25 protein-coding genes are annotated in these 16,245 nt (G+C 67.8%); 13 read left to right on the forward strand and 12 right to left on the reverse strand.

What is annotated here, in order from left to right; translation table 11 throughout:
- Positions 1-86: 86 nt before the first annotated feature.
- Positions 87-437, reverse strand: a complete 351-nt coding sequence (locus tag ABD164_RS06180) for a metallopeptidase family protein (protein WP_344294527.1) — start codon at positions 435-437, stop codon at positions 87-89.
- A gap of 151 nt (positions 438-588) precedes the next feature.
- Between ABD164_RS06180 and ABD164_RS06185 the strand changes: the two genes are divergently transcribed.
- Positions 589-1,122, forward strand: coding sequence for a GNAT family N-acetyltransferase (locus ABD164_RS06185; protein WP_344294529.1), 534 nt, complete (start codon positions 589-591; stop codon positions 1,120-1,122).
- Positions 1,123-1,173: 51 nt separating this feature from the next.
- On the opposite strand, the gene ABD164_RS06190 is transcribed toward ABD164_RS06185, so the two are convergent.
- From ABD164_RS06190 to ABD164_RS06215, 6 genes are all read right to left on the reverse strand, one after another.
- Positions 1,174-2,049: an RNA polymerase sigma-70 factor gene (locus ABD164_RS06190; protein WP_344294531.1), complete on the reverse strand. Its 876-nt coding sequence runs from the start codon at positions 2,047-2,049 to the stop codon at positions 1,174-1,176.
- Complete coding sequence (locus ABD164_RS06195; RefSeq protein ID WP_344294534.1) at positions 2,046-2,666, reverse strand: carboxymuconolactone decarboxylase family protein; 621 nt, start codon at positions 2,664-2,666, stop codon at positions 2,046-2,048. The genes ABD164_RS06190 and ABD164_RS06195 overlap by 4 nt, the downstream gene beginning before the upstream one ends.
- 97 nt (positions 2,667-2,763) lie before the next feature.
- Positions 2,764-3,147, reverse strand: a complete 384-nt coding sequence (locus ABD164_RS06200; protein ID WP_344294536.1) for a type II toxin-antitoxin system death-on-curing family toxin — start codon at positions 3,145-3,147, stop codon at positions 2,764-2,766.
- Positions 3,144-3,347 (reverse strand): TraY domain-containing protein, encoded by a 204-nt coding sequence (locus tag ABD164_RS06205; protein ID WP_344294538.1) that lies wholly within the window; start codon positions 3,345-3,347, stop codon positions 3,144-3,146. The genes ABD164_RS06200 and ABD164_RS06205 overlap by 4 nt, the downstream gene beginning before the upstream one ends.
- Positions 3,348-3,373: 26 nt before the next feature.
- Positions 3,374-3,634: a hypothetical protein gene (locus tag ABD164_RS06210; protein WP_344294540.1), complete on the reverse strand. Its 261-nt coding sequence runs from the start codon at positions 3,632-3,634 to the stop codon at positions 3,374-3,376.
- A gap of 12 nt (positions 3,635-3,646) precedes the next feature.
- Positions 3,647-4,573 carry a LysR family transcriptional regulator gene (locus tag ABD164_RS06215; RefSeq protein ID WP_344294542.1) on the reverse strand — a complete coding sequence of 309 codons (927 nt, stop codon included), beginning with the start codon at positions 4,571-4,573 and terminating at the stop codon, positions 3,647-3,649.
- A 197-nt stretch (positions 4,574-4,770) separates the two neighbouring features.
- Between ABD164_RS06215 and ABD164_RS06220 the strand changes: the two genes are divergently transcribed.
- From ABD164_RS06220 to ABD164_RS06230, 3 genes are all read left to right on the forward strand, one after another.
- Positions 4,771-5,187, forward strand: a complete 417-nt coding sequence (locus tag ABD164_RS06220) for a helix-turn-helix domain-containing protein (RefSeq protein ID WP_344294544.1) — start codon at positions 4,771-4,773, stop codon at positions 5,185-5,187.
- Complete coding sequence (locus tag ABD164_RS06225) at positions 5,174-6,490, forward strand: HipA domain-containing protein (RefSeq protein ID WP_344294546.1); 1,317 nt, start codon at positions 5,174-5,176, stop codon at positions 6,488-6,490. Before ABD164_RS06220 ends, ABD164_RS06225 begins: the two co-directional genes overlap by 14 nt.
- Before the next feature lie 89 nt (positions 6,491-6,579).
- Complete coding sequence (locus ABD164_RS06230) at positions 6,580-7,506, forward strand: EamA family transporter (protein WP_344294548.1); 927 nt, start codon at positions 6,580-6,582, stop codon at positions 7,504-7,506.
- Between the two features lie 23 nt (positions 7,507-7,529).
- On the opposite strand, the gene ABD164_RS06235 is transcribed toward ABD164_RS06230, so the two are convergent.
- On the reverse strand, positions 7,530-8,210 hold the full coding sequence (locus ABD164_RS06235; RefSeq protein WP_344294550.1) for a hypothetical protein: 681 nt from the start codon (positions 8,208-8,210) through the stop codon (positions 7,530-7,532).
- A gap of 96 nt (positions 8,211-8,306) precedes the next feature.
- On the opposite strand from ABD164_RS06235, the gene ABD164_RS06240 reads away from it, so the two are divergent.
- From ABD164_RS06240 to ABD164_RS06255, 4 genes are all read left to right on the forward strand, one after another.
- Positions 8,307-8,930 carry a TetR family transcriptional regulator gene (locus ABD164_RS06240; RefSeq protein ID WP_344294552.1) on the forward strand — a complete coding sequence of 208 codons (624 nt, stop codon included), beginning with the start codon at positions 8,307-8,309 and terminating at the stop codon, positions 8,928-8,930.
- A gap of 58 nt (positions 8,931-8,988) precedes the next feature.
- Positions 8,989-9,480 (forward strand): hypothetical protein, encoded by a 492-nt coding sequence (locus tag ABD164_RS06245; protein WP_344294554.1) that lies wholly within the window; start codon positions 8,989-8,991, stop codon positions 9,478-9,480.
- A gap of 101 nt (positions 9,481-9,581) precedes the next feature.
- Complete coding sequence (locus ABD164_RS06250; RefSeq protein WP_344294556.1) at positions 9,582-9,923, forward strand: hypothetical protein; 342 nt, start codon at positions 9,582-9,584, stop codon at positions 9,921-9,923.
- 55 nt (positions 9,924-9,978) lie between these two features.
- Positions 9,979-10,419, forward strand: coding sequence for a VOC family protein (locus ABD164_RS06255; RefSeq protein WP_344294558.1), 441 nt, complete (start codon positions 9,979-9,981; stop codon positions 10,417-10,419).
- A gap of 49 nt (positions 10,420-10,468) precedes the next feature.
- Here ABD164_RS06255 and ABD164_RS06260 read toward each other — a convergent pair whose 3' ends face one another.
- The 3 genes from ABD164_RS06260 to ABD164_RS06270 all read right to left on the reverse strand — a co-directional run bounded on the left by ABD164_RS06260 (position 10,469) and on the right by ABD164_RS06270 (position 12,769).
- Positions 10,469-10,957, reverse strand: coding sequence for a hypothetical protein (locus ABD164_RS06260; RefSeq protein WP_344294560.1), 489 nt, complete (start codon positions 10,955-10,957; stop codon positions 10,469-10,471).
- 76 nt (positions 10,958-11,033) lie between these two features.
- The gene (locus ABD164_RS06265) at positions 11,034-11,930 is read right to left on the reverse strand and encodes a TerC family protein (RefSeq protein ID WP_344294562.1); all 897 of its coding nucleotides are present in this window, start codon (positions 11,928-11,930) and stop codon (positions 11,034-11,036) included.
- A gap of 44 nt (positions 11,931-11,974) precedes the next feature.
- Positions 11,975-12,769: an SDR family NAD(P)-dependent oxidoreductase gene (locus ABD164_RS06270; protein WP_344294563.1), complete on the reverse strand. Its 795-nt coding sequence runs from the start codon at positions 12,767-12,769 to the stop codon at positions 11,975-11,977.
- Between the two features lie 250 nt (positions 12,770-13,019).
- Between ABD164_RS06270 and ABD164_RS06275 the strand changes: the two genes are divergently transcribed.
- The 5 genes from ABD164_RS06275 to ABD164_RS06295 all read left to right on the forward strand — a co-directional run bounded on the left by ABD164_RS06275 (position 13,020) and on the right by ABD164_RS06295 (position 15,613).
- The gene (locus tag ABD164_RS06275) at positions 13,020-13,253 is read left to right on the forward strand and encodes a helix-turn-helix domain-containing protein (protein ID WP_344294564.1); all 234 of its coding nucleotides are present in this window, start codon (positions 13,020-13,022) and stop codon (positions 13,251-13,253) included.
- The gene (locus tag ABD164_RS06280) at positions 13,246-14,502 is read left to right on the forward strand and encodes a HipA domain-containing protein (protein WP_344294566.1); all 1,257 of its coding nucleotides are present in this window, start codon (positions 13,246-13,248) and stop codon (positions 14,500-14,502) included. The genes ABD164_RS06275 and ABD164_RS06280 overlap by 8 nt, the downstream gene beginning before the upstream one ends.
- Positions 14,503-14,596: 94 nt before the next feature.
- A complete protein-coding gene (locus ABD164_RS06285) occupies positions 14,597-14,992 on the forward strand; it encodes a hypothetical protein (protein ID WP_344294568.1) in 396 nt (131 codons plus the stop codon).
- A gap of 21 nt (positions 14,993-15,013) precedes the next feature.
- On the forward strand, positions 15,014-15,355 hold the full coding sequence (locus tag ABD164_RS06290; protein WP_344295068.1) for an SDR family oxidoreductase: 342 nt from the start codon (positions 15,014-15,016) through the stop codon (positions 15,353-15,355).
- Between the two features lie 51 nt (positions 15,356-15,406).
- Positions 15,407-15,613 (forward strand): hypothetical protein, encoded by a 207-nt coding sequence (locus ABD164_RS06295; RefSeq protein WP_344294570.1) that lies wholly within the window; start codon positions 15,407-15,409, stop codon positions 15,611-15,613.
- Positions 15,614-15,665: 52 nt separating this feature from the next.
- Here the strand turns inward: ABD164_RS06295 and ABD164_RS06300 are convergent, their stop codons facing one another.
- Entirely contained in the window at positions 15,666-16,199 is a 534-nt protein-coding gene (locus ABD164_RS06300; protein ID WP_344294572.1) for a dihydrofolate reductase family protein, read from the reverse strand.
- Positions 16,200-16,245: the final 46 nt, after the last annotated feature.

Raw genomic sequence — 16,245 nt, forward strand, 5'->3', positions numbered from 1 at the left:
AGGTCGTTGCTACTCGACCGACGAAAGCGACCCAACCGGCCGCGACGAAAAGAACAAGCATTCGACGCACCGCGCAGGACAGCGCCCTACGCCCACCCGAGCTCGCGGAGCCGGGCATCGTCGAGCCCGAAGTAGTGACCGATCTCGTGCACGAGCGTGATGCGGACCCGCGAACGGAGCGCGTCGAGGTCGGCGCTGTGCTGCTGCAGGTTGTTCTTGTAGAGCGTGATGCGGTCGGGAAGCTCCCCGAAACCGTAGACGCCGCGAGTGGTCAGCGGATGCCCGCGGTACAGCCCGAACAACCGCGGTCGCTCGCCTACCGGCTGGTTCTCGACCACGATCGCGACGTTCTCGACACCACGCACCATGTCTTGGGGCAGCCCGTCGAACTCCTCGGCGACCATCCGCTCGAAGTCGTCATCGGAGATCTCGACCATGTCCCAATTGTGCAGCCTGCAAGATCGGATGCCGCTGCCGGTCGATTCACGTCGCCCGGGTGCGGCATCCGAGCAGTCTCTCAGGTGCGACATCCGCTCGCCGCATCTGGGACGTGACGCGAACTCCCTCGCGTACCGCCACACTGGAGGAATGCTCCGTGAACTCGACCTGCCTGCCGACCTCGACGCCCGCTCAGCCCGGATCGTGCTGCGGCGCGCGACCTCTGACGACCTCGACCAGATCATGGCCCTGCTCGCCGACGATCCGGTCAGTGCCTCGCGGGGCGATGTCGCGGCGCCCGACGACCGGCTCGCCTATCTCGACGCCCTCGAGCAGATCATCGGTGATGCGAGCAACGACGTGCTGGTGGCGGTCGATCCGACGGGCGGGCTCGTCGGCACGTTTCAACTCACGCGCATTCCCGGCATGGCGCGGCGCGGCGCCGCACGCTTGCAGGTCGAGGCGGTGCGGGTGCGCAGCCACGCGCGCTCGTCGGGCATCGGCAGCGCGATGATGGGTTGGGTCACGGATGTCGCAGCGCCGACGCTCGACGCACCGCTCGTGCAGCTCACCTCAGACGCCGCACGCTCCGACGCCCACCGCTTCTACGAGCGTCTCGGGTTTCACGGTTCGCACGTCGGCTTCAAGTACCGGGTTGCCGCCGAGACGTCACCCGGCGAGTAGCACCGGGGGCACCATCACGACGCAGCTGGGCGCGCCTCGCAAGCGGGGCCGCTACCGCACCAGCTGCGCCGCCTCGTCGAGCCGCCCGAGCTTGTTCGGGTTGGCGATCGAGAAGATCCGCGTGATGCGCCCGCCCTCGACCTCGAAGCAGATCGCGCCGGCCAGCTCGCCGTCGACCTCGCCGCGGATCGCCGGGTGCCCGTTCACCCACGTCGGCCTCGCCTCGAACGGCAGCCCGAGCTTCGCGAGACCGCCGAGCAGGTAGCGCGCGATCTTGTCGGCACCGTAGATCGGCCGGCGCGCGGCACCCTTCACGAACCCGCCACCGTCGGCGACCGAGACCACGTCGGGCGCGAGCACGTCCATCAGCCCCTGCAGGTCGCCCGAGTTGACCGCCGCGATGAATCTCGCGACGACCGCCTCCTGCTCGGTTCGGTCGACCGCGACACGCGGTCGCCGGGCAGCGACGTGCTCCTTCGCCCGGTGGGCGATCTGCCGGACGGCTGCCGGCGACTTGTCGACGGCAGCCGCGATCTCGTCGTACGGCACATCGAACACCTCGCGCAGCACGAACACCGCACGCTCCGTCGGGCCGAGCGTCTCGAGCACGGTCAGCATCGCGATCGACACGCTCTCGGCGAGCTCGACGTCGTCCGCGACATCGGGACTCGTGAGCAGCGGCTCGGGCAGCCACTCCCCCACGTACGTCTCGCGCCGCCGCGACATCGTGCGCAACTGGTTCAGCGCCTGCCGGGTGACGATGCGCACGAGGTACGCGCGCGCATCGAGCACCTCGCTGCGGTCGACCTGGCTCCACCGAAGCCAGGACTCCTGCAGCACGTCTTCGGCGTCGGCCGCGGAGCCGAGCATCTCGTACGCGACCGTGAAGAGCAGGCCGCGGTGGGTGACGAACGGGTCGGCGGTCATGACGCCGAGCCTACGACCTCGGTTGCGACATCCGCCGTCGCAGACGCCCGGGTGACGATCGGCGCCAACTCGCACGCATCGGCATAGCCCTCGGAATGGATGCCGAGCGCCAGGTTCATGCGCGAGCTCATATTCATGAACGCGACCTTGGCGGTGAGCTCGATGAGGGCGGCCGGGCCGAGCTCGTCGAGCAGCGCAGCCGACAGCTCGTCGGTGACGGCGGGCGGGGTCTGGCTCATCGCCTCGGCGTACTCCATGACGTTGCGTTCGAGCGGCGTGAACACGGCGGCCTCGCGCCAGTTCGGCACCTGCCGCGCCTTCGCTTCGTCGAGGCCCTCATTGTGGGCCTTGTAGTAGTTGAAGTCGAGGCACCAGCTGCAACCGATGTACGCCGCCGTCGCCATCACCGCGTAGCTCGCGAGGTTCTCGTCGAGCTCGTCGAGCGCCTCGATCTTGCGGCCGATGCCCATCGACGCCCGCATCAGGGCGGGGTGGTGCGCGAGCACGCCCATCGAGTCGGGCACTCGGCCGATCATGCGCTTGGCGGCGACCTTCACGACCGTTCCGAAGACTCCGGTGAGCTCGGTCGGCGGGATGCGGGTCTGGGTTGTGGTCATCGTGTCCTCCTGCGATTCGACGGCCCGGCTGCGGTTTCCGGATGACCCGTCGACATGCAGACACCGGGCGTCGCACGGTTGTGACATCGCGGCGGCTCTACGCGAGCGGATGCATCCGCTCTCGAACCCATTCCGCAACGTCTGCCAGTTCGACGTCGCCCGACGCAGTCAGGCGAAGAAACCGATCAGCGGCATCGACGTCGTCGACCACCAGATCGGCGCCGTTGAGCTCGAGGAACGCCGCCGTCACCAACCACGCGAGTCGCTTGTTGCCGTCGGCGAGCGCGTGATTGCGCATCACTGCCATGAGGAGCACGCCCGCCTTCTCGTCGAGCGTCGGATGCACGTCTTCGCCGAAGACGGGCATCGGTGCTGCGAGCGCTGAGAGCAGCAGATTCCGACCGCGTGCGCCGTCTTTGTGGTGGAAGCCCTCATCGTCGAGAAGGGCTTCCACATCTTCGGGGTCGAGATACTCCGTCACCGGGCGAGGCGGTCGAGCAGGTCGGCGTCGCGGGCACGAACACGCTCGAATGCGGCGCGTGTGCGGGCGGACTTGTCAGCGCGAGCGGCGAGATCGTCGAGGGCGATCTCGACGACCTCTGTCTTCGATCGCCCGAACTTCGCAGCGAGCGCCGCGAGCAGACGATCGTGCTCCTCGTCGAGGCGCAGGGTCATCGCCATGGCAACTCCTTTCGTCGATGCTCATTCTAGCGCCCTGGTATCAGGCTGATACCAAGGGCTGCGCCGACATCCGATTCGCTGTACTCGACGGTCGCGAAGACCGGGCGCTGCGGCGATTCATCCAACTCAGCGACAATCTGCTCGCGAAGCAGGGAGCTGCGATTCGCACTCACGATCTCGGAGCCCGAATCCACGGGCAGCAAGCAGTGGGATGCCGCGATCGCCGCACTCGTGGCGCGTTCGACCGCGACGGCCTGATCGACGGCCTCCGGCAGCGGGCGTCGCAACGTCCGTCAACGTCAAGCGGCGCGCTCGACCGCAACCTCGCGGATCGCGTCGAGCACCGTCTGCAACGCCGGCGAGTCGGCCTGGCTTCGGCGGTGCACTGCCGAGACGCCACGGGTCGACGCCGGGCGCACGGTCGGGATGGCGACGAGATCGCGATGCAGCGGCGGCCGCCCCATGCGCGGCACGAGCGCGACTCCGAGGCCCGCCCGCACGAGCTCGAGGTGGTTCTCGAACTCCATCGACTCGTGCACGATGCGCGGCGCGTTCGAGACACCGTCGAACAGTCGTCGCAGCCACTGACGACAGATCGTCGAGTCGAATGTCGCGATCCACTCCTCATCGGCGAGGTCAGCGGGCTCCAGCTCGGTGCGGCCGGCGAGCGGGTGGTCGCGCCGCAAGATCACGTCCGCGACATCCGTGAGCAAGGGTGTCTCGACGAGGTGATCGGGCATCGCGAGGGCAACCCCGCCCCAACGGTGCACGATGCCGAGGTCGCGCTGCCCCGACGCGACGAGTGCGATCGTCTCCCACGGCTCGCTCTCGCGCATCGGCACGCGAAGCTCGGGATGCTCGGCGCGCAGGCGCGGCAGCACGTCGACGAGGATGCCGCGCACCGCGGTCGAGAACGCGCCGATGCGCACCTCGCCGGTGACCCGGCGATCGGCAGTGCCGGCGCCGCCCGCGAGGTGCAGGTCGGCCTCGAGTCGCTCGAGGTCGGCGAGCACGGTCGCCGACGAGGTGACGAGTTGCCGCCCGGCATCGGTCAGCACGACGCCGCGACCGGCCCGCTCGAGCAGGGAGACGCGGGTGCCGCGCTCGAGCCGCTTGATCTGTTGCGATACCGCCGACGGCGTGAAGCCGAGCGCGTCGGCCGCGGCCGCGACGCTGCCGTTGGTGGCGACCGCACGCAGCGCGACCACGGCTTCGAGATCAATCATGTATGAATACTACCGATTATGAATCCGAACCGGGAGCTAGCCTTCCGGATCACGGGGGTCGCGTCTTCGTGCGGAAGAGATGCATCCCATCCCGATCGATGGGCCGTTTCCCTTCCATCGGAGCCAGTTTCGGCTAACATGGAATAGCTTCATTCCACCACCAATGTATGGAACGAATCCATTCCACAGGAGGCGCCATGCTCGTCAACGATCTCGCCGAACTCGGCGACCTCATCCGTCGGCGACGCACGAGCCTCGGTCTCTCGCAGACCGAACTGGCCGAGCAGGTCGGCAGCACTCGGCAATGGGTCTCCCGGCTGGAGAAGGGCAAGAACGACATCAGCACAGCGCGATTGTTCGCCGTGCTCGACGCACTCGAGCTGAACCTCGATCTCCGGCCGCCAACGAACGCGCGTTCGCCCGAGTCTTCTCGGATGGCTTCGCATTCGATGCTTCCGACGGAGGTTCTTCACGCACTCGCCACGGCACGCCCGACACCGGTCCCGTTTCCCCGCTCCACCAGTGAGATGCTCGATCTCGCCTCGAGGAAGCTCAATGAATCCGGTATCGGTCTGACCGAAGGCGAGCGCGAGAAGCCCGATGCCCAGCCTTGACATCTATCTCTACGGCGCGCACGTCGGCGACCTCGAACTGCTCGGCCCCCAGCAATACCGGCTGACATACCGCAGCGAGTGGCTCGACGACGATGCCCGCATGCCGCTGAGCCTCTCGCTCCCGCTCAGTGCTGCGCCGATCACGGGCCCCACGCTCGCCTCATTCCTCGACAACCTGCTTCCCGACAACGCTGATGTACGCGAACGCTGGGCCGTGCAGGCGGGCCTTGCCACGGCCGAACCGTTCGATCTGCTGCGTGTGTACGGCACCGACGTCGCCGGCGCCATCCAGTTCGCCGAGCCGGGCGCCGACCCCAACCAGAACGGCGCCGCCGAGCCGATCAGCGACCGCGAGATCGCGGCGAGAATCAGGGCGATCCGCGAAGACGACACGAGGTGGCACGACACCGAGCGGCACACCGGCTATTTCTCCCTCGGCGGCGCGCAGGGCAAGTTCTCACTCGGCAACATCGACGACGGCTGGTACGAGCCGACCGGCAGCCACCCGACGACGCACATCATGAAGCCGCGTGTGCGCGGCCAGCGCGACGGCGAACTCATCGAGTACCTCACGATGACGCTCGCCGCGGCCGCCGGCATCCCGACCGCGGCGGTGCAGCTGGGGCAGTTCGACGGCGAGCACACCCTGGTGGTCGAGCGCTTCGACCGTGTGCACCTTGCTGACAGCACTCGCGGCATCGTGCGTCTCCACCAGGAGGATCTCGCGCAGGCGGCCGGCGTCACGCGGCTCCAGAAGTACGAATACCGCGGCGGACCGACGTACCGCGGCGTGCTACGACTGCTCGATGAGCACGCGCCCGACGAAGCCAAGGCCGCCTCCAAGCAGGCGTTCGTGCAGGCGCTGGTGTTCTCATGGATGGCACTGAACACCGATGCTCACGCGAAGAACTACTCGATATTCATCCGCCCCGACGGCGTCGCGCTCACGCCGCTCTACGACGTGAGCAGTCTCATCCCGTATGCCGGTCGCATCGAGAACAACGCGAAGCAGACGGCCGCCGCGTTCCGCGACACGAATCTCTCGATGCGGATCGCCGCCGACTATCAGGCGGGTGAGCAGTCCTGGTTCGAGTGGGAGGCCGTGGCCCGCGAGGCGGGCCTCGCGCGAACGGCGATCACCGAGTGGGCGAGCGCCGTGTCGGCCGCTCTGCCCGACCTCGCTGCCACCGTCGCGACGACCTTGCCGCAGCACCTCCAGACCGAAGTCGTCGCACGATTCGTCGAGCGCATGCCGATCCGAGCCGCGCAGGTCACGGCTGCGATCGCCAAACAGCACCGGTAGCGACATCCACCGATCATGCAGATTCGCTACCGAATCTGGCGCAGAAATGATCGCTGGTGTTTCTGGATGCCCCGCGCTGAAGTAGAACCATGACAAGACGCGACATGCTGCTGGCTGCCCTGGTGGCGACGATGTGGGGCTTCAACTTCGTCGTGATCGACTGGGGCATGGCCGGCATCCCGCCGCTCTTCTTCGTCGCCGTACGCTTCGCGGTCGTCGCCCTCGCCGTTGTCGTCGTGCCCCGCCCGCTCGCGAGCTGGAAGACCGTCGTCGGCGTCGGCCTCTTCATGAGCCTCGGCCAGTTCGCCCTGCTCTATACCTCGATCGCGCTCGGGCTGCAGCCCGGCATCGCGGCGCTGCTGCTGCAGGCGCAGGTCGTCTTGACGATCGTGGTGGCGGCACTCGCCCTGCGCGAGCGCCCGAGCCGCATGCAGACCATCGGCGTGCTGATCGGCACCGTCGGGCTCGGCGTCGTCGCGCTCGGTCGCGGCGGCGACGCACCGGCGATCGCCGTGGTGCTGTGCCTGCTCGCCGCACTCTCGTGGGCGATCGGCAACGTCATCTCGCGCAGGGCGGGCCCGGTCGCTCCCGCGAAGCGCCTCGGAGCCCTGTCGCTGACGGTGTGGTCGTCGCTCGTCGTGCCGCTTCCGGCTCTCGGACTGTCTGCGCTCATCGAGGGCCCTGACGCGATCGCTGCGGGCATCGCGGCGTTCGGCTGGCGTCCGATCGTCTCGACGCTCTACACCGCGGGCCTCTGCACCCTCGTGGGCTACGCGATCTTCAACGCGCTGCTCGCGCGCAACCGCTCGGCGTCAGTGGTGCCGTGGGTGCTGCTCGCGCCGGTGGTCGCGATGGCGTCGGCCGCCCTGCTGCTCGGCCAGATCCCGAACGTGTGGGAGACCGTCGGCGGGCTCGTGCTCGTCGCCGGGGTGTTCATCGCGAATGCGCCGGGGCGGCGGCGGGCAGCGGGACGGCCGGACGCTGCTCCGGAGCCGATCTCGACATCCAGGACCTAGTCCGACAGTGATCAAGAGGGCCCCTACTGCGCGACAGGCTGGGAAAGGGACTCCTCGGCCGAGGACCACCGCCAGAGCCGCATGCCGGCTATCGCCAAGCCGGTCAGCAGCAGGAGATAGGACCCGCCGATGCCGACGTTCGCAAATCGCAGGTCGAAAAGCGTTTCTTGCCCCGCGGGCGGAAGAGCGGCGAACAAGACGTTGAAGGCGACGAAGACCGGTAGCCAGCTGATGACCAGCCATCCAGCCACGCGTGGGAACCGACGAGTGCGCACCAGCGCGATCCCGTAGATGATCGGGCCGAGGCTCACCGGAGCCGCGAGCCACATCCGAAGCGTCCCCTGTTCGACCACGCCCCCGTGGGCGAACAATCTCTCGGCGGCGGAATCTTGCGCCATGAACGCAACCGGCCCGGTTTCGTAGAGGAACATGTACACGTGATAGGCGACGAATACAACCATCAGGACATACCCGACGAGACCGAGCACGCCTGAGCGTCCCGCATGCGATCCATACAGGCCCGGTAGGCCGAGGAGTAGGAACACGAATGCGAGGGCGAGGATCGCATGTGACTGCGACTGACCGGAGCGAACGATGTCGGCCAATCCCTCGCTCCTCGGATGGATCGCCTCGCCGGCGATCCACAGGGGAACCGACAGCATGAGAGCCATCCCTGCCAGCCTGCGCAGCATCAGTTCGTTCATGACCCAACCTCCCGATCAACTGTCCGGAGAGTGGCAACTCTTTGTTGAGAGTAACTCCATTTCTTGGAGTCTTACTCCATTGTGTAGTCTGTCACAGTGAACAACGAATCCGCAAGGCCCAGCTTGCGCCAGATCCAGAGGGAGGCTGGCCGAGCCCATATCGCAGATGTCGCGTCAGTTCTCTTCATCGAGGGCGGCTACGCGAACACATCCGTCAAGTCCGTCGCCGCTGCCGCGAAGGTGGCCGAGGCCACGGTGTTCAACCTCTTCGACACCAAGGCGACACTCCTCCGAGAGGCGCTCGCCCGTCGCGTCATGGAAGTCGTGGGCGGCTGGTCGGAAAGTCTGGCGGAGATGGAGCGGCGGGACGACCCGGGCGACGTCATCGATCTCTTCAATCGCTTCGACGAGCAGGTCGCCCCGCGAGCACTCGGCGTAGTGCGCGTTTTTCTCGAAGCGGCTGCAGTCGACGCAGATGTGGCCGAGGCTTGGCGCATATCGGAGGAGACGCGGTGCGAAATTCAGCAACAGATCCTTGATGTACTCGAGCGTGGCGGCTGGCTGCGCACCGACCGAACCCGTGACCAGATGGCCAGAGATCTGTGGCTCACCGCCTCGCCGGAACTGTATTTGAAGGCCCGGAACTCCGAACTTGACGATGAAACGTATTGGGCCTGGCGAGCCGCGACACTGAAGGCGCTGCTCCTTGCACCCTCCTGAGTCTGAGCATCGGCCGGCCGAGGCGGCTGACGGCGGGCTCGTCTACCCAGGAGACCGAATGCCCGAGACGCTCGACCGCCCACCCGCCGCGTCGCTCTCGACCCTGCCGGGCGCGACGATCATCCGACGCATCCGACGGATGATTCTCTCGGCGCTCGCGGTGGCGCTCGTCTACTCGATCCTCGGCACGGCGAGCAGAGGCGGCTGCGCCGGCGGCTCCACCGACGGCTTCCCCGAGGTGAACGCCGGCCCGGCCGACATCGCGCCGGCCTGCGTGCAACTCAATCTGCGGCCGAGCGTGATCGTGTTCGTCGCGATCGCGGTGACGGTCATCATCGCGATCACCCTGATCCTCCGACCCGGCCGGTCGGAGGCATCCGCCCTCCGCATCATCGACCGCGCGGTGCTCGTCATGATCGTGGGCACGCTCGTCTGGGCGGCGGTGACGATGGTCTCGTTCTTCGCGATTCCGCTCGATCCGCCGCGTCCCGGAGAGAGCTTCATGATCCCGTTCACGTTCGGTGATGTCGTCGTCGACATCACGCAGTAGGGGTTTCGAGACGCTCCTTCGTCGCTCCTCGACCACCCGACTGCTACGCCCAGCCGAGCTCGCGCAGTCGAGCGTCGTCGCCCGCAGCCTAGACTCGCCGGGTGACCCACGCCCCCGCCACCCGCCGCATCGAACTGACGCTGCACAAGCCCCGGTTCGCGCTCTATTGGGGCGTCAAGCCGACACTGGTCCTCGACGGCCGCGGCCAGCCGAGCCAGTGGGGCGTCGGAACGTGGCAGGTCTGCGCCGACGAACGGGCTGTCATCGGCGCCTACCTCTTCAACCGGGTGTGGCGCTTCGGCGCGGCCGAGTTCACGCTCGAGCCGGGCCATCCCGCCTCGCTCGTCTACCGGGCGCCCGCGCTGCCGTTCCTTCGCGGCCACTTCCGCCCCGCTGAAGAGGATGTCCCCGACCCCGACGCGCCGGGCATGGTCGCCGCCTGACCGTACGCTCCGGAACCGCGCGGGGGCACGCACCCCGGGCGTAGGCTCACCTCCTATGACCATTCAACGGATGGACAATGTCGGCATCGTCGTCGACGACCTCGACGCCGCGGTCGCCTTCTTCGTCGAACTGGGCATGGCGGTCGAAGGCCGCGCTCCGATCGAAGGCCCCTGGGCCGACCAGACTGTAGGGCTCACCGGCATCCGCAGCGAGATCGCCGTGCTCGTCACGCCCGACGGCCACGGCCGGCTCGAGCTCGCGGAGTACCTCGAGCCCGTGGCATCCGAGATGTCACCGCCGAACCCGCCGCCGAATACGGTCGGCCTCCACCGGGTGATGTTCGCCGTCGACGACGTCGACGACACCGTCGCCCGCCTGCGCGGGCACGGCGCCGAACTCCTCGGCGAGATCGCCGACTACGAGGACGTCTACCGCCTCTGCTACCTGCGCGGCCCCGCCGGCATCATCGTGGCGCTCGCCGAGCGACTGGGCTGAGACCCGAGCAAAGGACGTCGAGCGATCGCGACCCGCCGGCCCGCCGCATTCAGTCCAGCACGACCTCGACCGGCTCGAACGAGAACGGTCCCGTGCACTGCCCGAAGATGCCGGTCCGCTCGACCGACACCGGGATCTCGAATGCATCGTCGACGAGCGTGCGTTGCTCAGCCCCCGCAGGATCGGGGGCGACCACGACGATGCGCAGCGTCGTCTCCGAGCCGTCTCCGAACGTCCCAGCGCCGAGGTACGGTGCCTGCTGCGGTACCTGCCAGACGTCACCGACCGGCTCGAACGGCGCAGGCGTGCACTCGTCGCCGAAACAGGCGGCGGTCGTCGAGCCGGGCGGCGGCGGCGGCGAGAACTCCACGACCGCGGGCCCGCTGTAGAGGTAGCCGATGGCCGGGCACGCGTCGAGCACGATACCCGAACACCCCGTGAGGGTCGCCGTCACGATCGCCGCGACCGACGCTGCCGCGGCCCGGCGCCGGTGCACGCCGGGCCCTCGCCTGCCGCGTCGCCCTCGTCCGGTGTCCATGCCTCGCATGCTGCCACGCAGCTCGCGCTGCGCCCAGCGAGGGGTCGGGTCGTTACCGAACCGCGACCGCAGCGCGTCAGCCGAGCCCGGCGCGCTCCTCCGAGGCATCCGTCTCGCCCTCGACCGGGCGGTTCGAGAGGCCCACCGAACCCGCCCCCGGTTCGCCCTTCGACAGCGCCGCCGCCACCGCGACCGACTCGTCGACGTCGGGGTACTGCGGGCGCAGCTGCACGGGCTCGCGGCGGCGCTGCTCGCGCTTCGCCTTGCGCGACGAGGCGATGAGGTTCAGCGCCTCGACGAGAATGGCGAACGCCATCGGCGCGTAGATGAGTGCCTTGTCGATGTGCACGCCAAAGCCCTCGGCGATGAGGAACACGCCGATCAGCAGCAGGAACGACAGCGCGAGCATCTTCACCGTGGGGTGCCGGTTCACGAACGTGAAGATGAAGCGCGCCGCGAACAGCATGATGCCGAACGAGAGCACGACGACGGTGACGATGACGACGAGGTTCTCGGTCATGCCGACCGCGGTGATCACCGAGTCGAGCGAGAACACGATGTCGAGCGCGAGAATCTGCGCGAGCACCGAGCCGAATGTGATCTTCTTCGGCGCTGCGCCGTGCTCCTCCTCGGCCCCCTCGAGTTTGTGATGGATCTCGGTGACCGCCTTGTAAACCAGGAACAGGCCGCCGGCGATCAGGATGAAGTCCTTCACCGAGAAACCCATGCCGAACCAGACGACCACGTCCTCCTTCAGCGTGATGATCCAGCCGGCGAAGAACACGAGGATGACGCGGATCACCATCGCGAGCGTGAGGCCGAGGTTGCGGGCCTTCGCCTGCTGCTCCTTCGGCAGCTTCGACGCGAGGATCGAGATGAAGATCACGTTGTCGACGCCGAGCACGATCTCGAGCACGAAGAGCGTGACGAAGACGGCGATGAGGTCGGGGGTGAAGGCGAGCGAGAAGTCCACCCGCTCATGCTAGATGGCGAGGAGCGAATACCCGGCGGCCCGGCTCAATCGACGAGTGCACCCGCCGACAGGTTCGCGATCGCCCCGGTGATCGAGCGAGCACGATCGGATGCCGCGAATGCGAGGTACTCCGCGACCTCGTCGAGCACCGGCAGGCGGCCGAGCAGCGTCATATCGGTCAGGCCGGAGAACCATTGGTCGAACGGGATGCCGCTCGCATCGGCCGTGCGACCGAACATGTCGCGCGTGTACGAGGTTGCGAGGGCATCCGGCATCGCGTGCGGACGCACGCAGACGACGCGGACTCCATCAGGGCCAAGCTCGCCCGCGAGCGCGCGTGAGAAGCCCTCGAGCGCCGCCGACTGGGCCGCATTGCCGATGAGACCGCGCCCGGTGAGCCGCGCACCGGGCGTCGAGATCGTGAGAATCACGCCACTGCGCTGCGCGATCATGTGCCGCGACACCGCCTTCGCGGTCACGAAGTTCGTCTGCAGGTACCCGACGACGGGGTGCAGGTAGTCCTCGAGCGACGTCTCGGCGATCGGCGGGCCCTGCACGTGGTCGAATCCCACCGCGTTCAGCGCGATATCGATGCGGCCCGCGACATCCGCTGTCTCATCGACGTGCCGGTCGACCGCGGCCTGGTCCATCGCGTCGACGACCGCCACCGAGACATCCGCCCCCTCTGCTCTTGCGACGGATGCCGCCGCCTCGAGCCGCGGCAGGCTCTTGCCTGCCAGAAACAGCCGCGCGCCCTCGCGGGCGAACACGCGCGCCGCCGCGGCTCCGATCGAACCGCCACCGCCGTGGATCACGGCCACCTTGTTCTCGAGCAGCATCTCGCCGCCTCCATTCCCGTCATCGTCTTCGCACCGAATGCGTGCAACCGTATGATTGCAGGTAAACGCGGATGCCCGCAACCTATAGGTTGCAATTCGGCGTGAATCGAGCGAGCACGGCAATACGAAATCGTAGTCATCGCACTTGACTACAAAAACGTAATGGACTATCGTTACTACGAATTCGTAATGATCGGAGGGTCGCACAATGCCGTATCGGGGACGCGTTCCGAACGCTGAGACACTCGGGATGATCCTGCAGCAGGGGCGACTGGCGCGTGGGTTGAGTCAGCGCGAACTCGCTGCCGAGCTCGGACTGACGCAGCGATGGGTCTCCGAGATGGAGGCGGGCAAGCCGGGCAAGCTCACTGAGCGGCTCTTCGCGATGCTCGATGCGACGGGTGTGCGGCTCATCGCGGAGCTCGACCCGCCGAATGCGGACGATGAGCACGAGCCGGAAGAGCCGGGAGCCGGTGATGACTGAACTCGCCGTCGAACTCTACGGGCAGACCGTCGGTCGCCTCAGCGGGAGCGATTGGCGCCGATTCGACTTCGAAGCGGCTGGGAGTGCGATCGAACGCTTCGGTCTGGGCAGCCTGGTGCTGTCGGCATCCGTGCCATTGGTACCGTTCGGGAGTCGATCGCACGTCGGGCGGCGGCGCAACTTCTTCGCCGAACTCCTTCCCGAAGGCGACCTCCTGACCGATCTGGCCGCCCAGGCCCGCCTGCCCGAGTACGACGTGCTCGGCCTGCTGGCCCATTACGGCCGCGACGTCGCCGGCGCCCTGCAGATCTACGATCCGGCGGCGCCCGGCGAACCACGCGCCCCGTTCGCGACACCCATAGATGCATCCGCGATCAGCCGGCTCCTGCAGAGCCCCGATGCGCTTCCGCTCGGCAACGACCTCGCGACCGGCAAGACCTCACTGAACGGTGTACAGCCCAAGGTGGTGCTCGCCCGCATCGACGACCGATGGCACCGGGTGCATGACGGCTTTCCGTCGACGCACATCCTCAAACCCGAAGTCGCGCGGTACCCGACGATGATCTTCGATGAGGAGTACGGCGCCCGGATCGCCCGCGCGCTCGGCCTCGCGGAGTACGCGACGTGGATCGAGGAGTACGGCGACATCCGCGCACTGGTGATCGAACGGTACGACCGTTCCGCGGATGCGCCGACCGGGCGAGTGCACCAAGAGGACATGTGCCAGGCGCTCGGCGTGCCCCGCACGCAGAAGTACCAGGAACAGGGTGGCGCGGCGACGCTCGACCGGATCCTCACGGTCGTGAAGTCGCAAGCCGACCCGGCATCGATCGAACGCCTCGCGACGACCGTCGTGCTCGCCGTCGCGATCGGCAACGTCGACCTCCACGCGAAGAACCTCGCGCTGCTGCATCCGTTCGCCCAACCGGCAGTCCTCGCCCCCGCGTACGACACCGTGCCACTGCGACACCAGCCGAACGACGGGAGGATGGCGTTCGCGGTGAACGGCGTCTACCGGCACGCCGACCTGACGATCGACGACCTCGAACAGCACCTCGGCACGTGGGGGTCGGCGGCCGGAGCGCTCGTGCGGCCGACGCTCGAGCGCATCGCCGCCATGATCCAGTCGGAGCAACCGCATCCGGCGGCGTACGGTGGGCTGCGGCGCGACCTCACGGGGTTCGTGACGAACCTGCTCGCCGGCGAATCGGTGGGCGATCCGGCTTCAGGCTCAGGGCCTCGCTACTGAGGCAACCGATCCGATCGCGCTCCATGAGCCGCGGAGCGTTGACGCGCCGCGGGCGCGGGCGTAGACCTGAGGCATCCGACAAGGAGGTGCCGTCATGGCGAAGGATCTCTTGGTCATCCTCGAGGACCGGCCCGGCGAGGGGGCTCGTCTCGGCGAGGCGCTCGGCAACGCGGGGGTCAACATCGAGGGCCTGTGCGCGATCATGGAGGGAGGCTCGGGCGCCGTGCACTTCCTCGTCGAAGACGTCGCCGCCGCCAGGTCGGCGCTCGAGGGCGTCGGCATCACGGTCGAGGCTGAGACCGACGTCATCGTGAGTCCAGCACTCCCCGAACCCGACTTGGATACGCCGGGCAAGTTCGGTGCGATGGCGCGCGCGCTCGGCGACGCCGGCATCAACATCGCCCTCGTCTACGTGGCCGCCAGGAACCGCGTCGTCCTTGCGACCGACGACAACCAGCGGGCCACGCAACTGCTGAAGTCGATGATGTAGCGATCCGCCCGGCTGAGCGAAATCCTCGAGACTGCGGGGGCAACAGGCGCGAGGAAGGCTGCCGCCGAGTACGGCCACCACGGCATCCGCGTGAACGTCGTGACCCCCGGCTGGACGCGCGCCCCGCACACGAACGAACGTCTCGACGTGCGTGATGAGGCGCTGCTCCTGGATTCCACTCCCCTGCGCGAACTCGTCGAGCCGCGCGACATCGCCGACGCCGTCGCATGGCTCGTCGGTGAAGATTCACGACACGTCACCGGTGCCGACGTCGTCGTCGACGGCGGGGCACACCTCATCGGCGGCGCAGCCGCGCTGCGAACGACGTACCGGCACCGGCTGGGCATGCCGCCCCACGGATGATCCGTGCAGCGCACGGATGCCACGCCGACCCGAGCGGCCTAGCGTGCTGCCATGACACTTGAAACCGAATCGCGCGGGCACTCCGACATCGACGTGTCGCAGTCGTTGCAGGTCACCGAGGCCGACGGCGCCCGGCGCGTGTCGGGCACCGTGACCTCCGTCGACGAGTCCGGCCGGGTCGATCACGCACAGATCCGCTGCGTCGTCCGCGCCGACGGCGACGCCCTGCGCGTCGTCAGCGCGCGCTTGTCCGACTGAGGCGACGCTCGCGGCATCCGTTCGCCGGAAGCATCGGAAGGTTGCACGGATGCTACGCCGGCGCGTACTTGGCGGCGATGATGCCCGAGTCGTACGCCTGCACGCCGAGCAGTCGCAGCCCCACCGGGTGCGGCGTGCGCAACCGTTCCTCGGCGTTGCCCACCAGGAACGGATGGATGCCGGCGTGGATCTCGTCGACCAATCCGGCGTCGACGAGCGTGGCGGCCAGCTGGCCGTAACCGTGCGAGATGATCGAGTCGTACCGATCGCGCAGGCCCCGCACGGCCTCGGCCACATCGCCCTCGATGAGCGTCGCGTTCCAGTCGAGCGGGCCTGTCAACGTCGTCGAGGCGACGTATTTCGGCAGTGCGTTGTAGTGCGCGGCGAAGCCGCGTTCATCGGTCTGCGCGGGCCAGTACTCGCGGAAGAACTCGTAGGCCTTGCGGCCGACCAGCACCGCGTCGGCACCGAAGACGAGTTCGTCGGAGTGGCGCACCAGCTCGGGATCCTCGACGTTGAACCAGCGCTCCATCTGGTCGAACACGCCGTCGAGCGTCATTTCGAATGAGATCGTCACTGTTCCCATGCGCCCCAGCATGGTCGGTTCGCCGCCGGATGTCACGGCGCACAGT

It is taken from the genome of Agromyces neolithicus (assembly GCF_039529735.1).
GTDB classification, from domain to species: domain Bacteria; phylum Actinomycetota; class Actinomycetes; order Actinomycetales; family Microbacteriaceae; genus Agromyces; species Agromyces neolithicus.

Bases quoted from the DNA above. Each gene is read 5' to 3' on its own strand.
- ABD164_RS06195 (WP_344294534.1), bottom strand. From the start codon at position 2,666: ATGACCACAACCCAGACCCGCATCCCGCCGACCGAGCTCACCGGAGTC.
- ABD164_RS06280 (WP_344294566.1), top strand. From the start codon at position 13,246: ATGACTGAACTCGCCGTCGAACTCTACGGGCAGACCGTCGGTCGCCTC.
- ABD164_RS06225 (WP_344294546.1), top strand. From the start codon at position 5,174: ATGCCCAGCCTTGACATCTATCTCTACGGCGCGCACGTCGGCGACCTC.
- ABD164_RS06245 (WP_344294554.1), top strand. From the start codon at position 8,989: ATGCCCGAGACGCTCGACCGCCCACCCGCCGCGTCGCTCTCGACCCTG.
- ABD164_RS06300 (WP_344294572.1), bottom strand. From the start codon at position 16,199: ATGGGAACAGTGACGATCTCATTCGAAATGACGCTCGACGGCGTGTTC.
- ABD164_RS06205 (WP_344294538.1), bottom strand. From the start codon at position 3,347: ATGGCGATGACCCTGCGCCTCGACGAGGAGCACGATCGTCTGCTCGCG.
- ABD164_RS06270 (WP_344294563.1), bottom strand. From the start codon at position 12,769: ATGCTGCTCGAGAACAAGGTGGCCGTGATCCACGGCGGTGGCGGTTCG.
- ABD164_RS06220 (WP_344294544.1), top strand. From the start codon at position 4,771: ATGCTCGTCAACGATCTCGCCGAACTCGGCGACCTCATCCGTCGGCGA.
- ABD164_RS06215 (WP_344294542.1), bottom strand. From the start codon at position 4,573: ATGATTGATCTCGAAGCCGTGGTCGCGCTGCGTGCGGTCGCCACCAAC.
- ABD164_RS06255 (WP_344294558.1), top strand. From the start codon at position 9,979: ATGACCATTCAACGGATGGACAATGTCGGCATCGTCGTCGACGACCTC.
- ABD164_RS06260 (WP_344294560.1), bottom strand. From the start codon at position 10,957: ATGGACACCGGACGAGGGCGACGCGGCAGGCGAGGGCCCGGCGTGCAC.
- ABD164_RS06285 (WP_344294568.1), top strand. From the start codon at position 14,597: ATGGCGAAGGATCTCTTGGTCATCCTCGAGGACCGGCCCGGCGAGGGG.
- ABD164_RS06295 (WP_344294570.1), top strand. From the start codon at position 15,407: ATGACACTTGAAACCGAATCGCGCGGGCACTCCGACATCGACGTGTCG.
- ABD164_RS06190 (WP_344294531.1), bottom strand. From the start codon at position 2,049: ATGACCGCCGACCCGTTCGTCACCCACCGCGGCCTGCTCTTCACGGTC.
- ABD164_RS06275 (WP_344294564.1), top strand. From the start codon at position 13,020: ATGATCCTGCAGCAGGGGCGACTGGCGCGTGGGTTGAGTCAGCGCGAA.
- ABD164_RS06185 (WP_344294529.1), top strand. From the start codon at position 589: ATGCTCCGTGAACTCGACCTGCCTGCCGACCTCGACGCCCGCTCAGCC.
- ABD164_RS06180 (WP_344294527.1), bottom strand. From the start codon at position 437: ATGGTCGAGATCTCCGATGACGACTTCGAGCGGATGGTCGCCGAGGAG.
- ABD164_RS06235 (WP_344294550.1), bottom strand. From the start codon at position 8,210: ATGAACGAACTGATGCTGCGCAGGCTGGCAGGGATGGCTCTCATGCTG.
- ABD164_RS06230 (WP_344294548.1), top strand. From the start codon at position 6,580: ATGACAAGACGCGACATGCTGCTGGCTGCCCTGGTGGCGACGATGTGG.